Annotated in this window: 2 protein-coding genes; both read left to right on the forward strand. The window is 45.5% G+C overall.

What is annotated here, in order from left to right; all coding sequences use genetic code 11:
* Window positions 1-816: 816 nt before the first annotated feature.
* Window positions 817-1,428: an IS607 family transposase gene (locus PX482_RS27400; RefSeq protein ID WP_288093814.1), complete on the forward strand. Its 612-nt coding sequence runs from the start codon at window positions 817-819 to the stop codon at window positions 1,426-1,428.
* Window positions 1,429-1,710: 282 nt separating this feature from the next.
* Complete coding sequence (locus tag PX482_RS27405) at window positions 1,711-2,727, forward strand: thiamine phosphate synthase (protein ID WP_288123271.1); 1,017 nt, start codon at window positions 1,711-1,713, stop codon at window positions 2,725-2,727.
* Window positions 2,728-2,811 lie beyond the last annotated feature (84 nt).

The raw sequence follows: 2,811 nt of genomic DNA on the forward strand, positions 1-2,811 counted from the left end.
ATTTATGGCTCTTCGGGACTTGTTATGGTTCGATAGGGGGGCATAAATCGACTCAATCCTTATCTGGCAAGAGATTTAATTGATTAGTTCGCTCCAGATCGCAAACAATTGACAAAAATCGCCAAATGTCTTTCTCTATAAGGGTTTCATTCCTTATAATCCTGTACGTTGCATAAGACAAACCGAAGAACCAAAATTATTTTTCGACAGTACCTAGGGTTTGCTGAAAAACTTTTTGCCGCAAACCCTACTTAAAAAAAATCTCTCAATTCTTTACAAAACTTAATCAAGAGAGGTACAATGTATAAAACTTAACAGTCTTGACAGTCAAAACTGGAGTTCGATGGCAATCAACTCCCTAACGGGGAAAACGGGGGGAAGGCAATTCATCCCTACAGTAACTTCCTTTTGCTCCCACAAAAATGTCACCCCAAAACCCCCGGACAAACTCAGGTTTTAGAAAGACCAAAAATCCCGTTGAATATCTCTATCTAAAGAGGTATGACTAATTTTCCTAAATCATCTATAGTTACCAGCGTAGGGCAATGGCAGTATAAAAGTGGACAACTGACTGTCTAAAGTTGGACGATTCTCTCTCGAGAAATTTCTTTAATTAAAACTGGGTTAAGTTAAGTAGTCGGACATAAATTCTGTTCTCTATCTTAAGAAATGTAAATTGCCGCAATTCTTACTGACTCCTGACTTAAAAGTGGCAAGTGGCAAGTGGGGAGAATACACAAAAGCTGTCTCCTGTCTCCTGTCTCCTAGCCCCACCAACAAACTTTTTGCCGCAAACCCTACTTAACAGCTTATTATATGAATACCCTCATCACTATTCGAGAAGCTTCCGATTTACTCGGAGTTAGCATTAAAACCCTCCGGCGCTGGGAACAACAGGGTAAAATTGTCTCAATTCGTACCCGCGGCGGTCATCGCCGATTTCGACCGGAAGATCTCTTACAATCTGGTCAAGCAACCCCATTGATTATTGGCTATGCTCGTGTTAATCGACCTGAACAAAAACCCCAATTAGACACCCAGATAAAAGCGTTAGAAGAATTTTGCCATCAGCAGGGTCAACCCTTTGAAATTCTCACCGATATCGGCGACGGAGTCAGCCACAATCACCCTAATTTTATGCGTCTAGTGAAGATGATTTGTCAGGGTGAGGTGAAATGTCTAGTTTTAACCCATGCGGAAACTATTAGTCTCTTTTGTCATGATTTTATTTTGGGTTTGTGCCGTCTCTTCAAAATCCAAGTCATTATCCTCAATCAACCCCAGGAATCCATTGCAGCTGAGGATTTAGTGGACGATCTGCAAGCCCTCGTCACCATCTGTTACGATCATCTCTACCCACTACATAACCCGGCTCATCAGCAATTACTAGAATACCTAGGGGCGCTTAAGGATGTCCGTGTGGCTTAAAATTATCCTTGGCCTGGGTTTCTCCTCCCTCTTTGTTGCCTGTCTGATGCCGCCTCTACTGTTCCCCGAACCAGGGCCAAGAATAGTAATATTTGAGATGATAAAGAGAATATGATCCCCCCTTGCCCTAGGGTTGATTCAAGGTAGGGTTGATTCATGAATCAACCCTACCCCTTGCCCCCCTTAAAAAAGGGGGGAAAACCAGGAAAGTTCCCTTTTCCAAGCTGGATTGAGGGGGATCAAATTGGCTGACGGCTATATTGACATCCACATTAACGGCAAATGAAACTAGAAACCACGGCGATTAAACGGATTCTCGATGCTAACCTTGACCGCGCCAGAGAAGGACTGCGAATTATCGAAGAATGGTGTCGTTTTGGCTTAGATAATCCCGATTTAGCCCAAGAATGTAAAGAAATGCGCCATCAATTAGCTAGTTGGCACTCGATCGATCTTAAACTACATCGGGACACAGCCGGCGATATCGGCAGGGATTTAAGCCATCCCAGGGAAGAAATCCGGGAGACTGTCGAGGGACTGCTGCAGGCCAATCTCGCTCGCGTACAGGAGGCTTTTAGGGTTTTAGAAGAATACGGTAAACTCTATGATCTGGAGCTAGGGATAGCCTGTAAACAGCTGCGCTATCGGGTTTATCAGCTAGAGAGTAAACTATTAATCTCGCCACCTCTGGAAAAACTGCAAGCATCTCCCCTCTATCTAGTCACTTCTCCTGCCGAAAATCTGCTAGAAATCGTCGAATTAGCCCTAAAAGGGGGGTTAAAATTGGTGCAGTACCGCCATAAAACCGCCGCTGATACCATTCGTTTAGAAGAAGCCGCTAAACTGTGTGAGTTATGCCACCGTTACGATGCTTTGTTTATTATGAACGATCGCGTCGATATTGCTCAGGCCATTCATGCCGATGGTGTTCATCTCGGTCAACAGGATGTACCGATTTCCCTAGCGCGGCAATTTCTCGGTCCTGGGGCAATTATCGGCCGGTCCACCACTAATCCCCAAGAGATGGCCAAAGCAATCCAAGAAAAGGCCGATTATGTGGGAGTCGGGCCGGTTTATGCCACCCCCACCAAAGCAGGAAAAACCCCGGCAGGATTGGAATATGTCCGTTATGCGCGGGAAAATTGCCCTTTACCCTGGTTTGCGATCGGTGGTATTGATAGTAGTAACATTAAAGAGGTTTTAGAGGCAGGAGCGCAACAGGTAGCTGTAGTCCGGGCCATCATGGAAGCGCAGCATCCCGATGTGGTGACACAACAATTATTAAACCAATTAAAGTAGGGTGTGGGGTGTGGGGTGTGGGGTGTAGGGTGTGGGGTGTGGGGTGTGGGGTGTAGGGTGTAGGGTGTGGGGTGTGGGGTGTGG

It is taken from the genome of Microcystis sp. M53602_WE12, assembly GCF_030065455.1.
Taxonomy (GTDB): Bacteria; Cyanobacteriota; Cyanobacteriia; order Cyanobacteriales; family Microcystaceae; genus Microcystis; species Microcystis aeruginosa.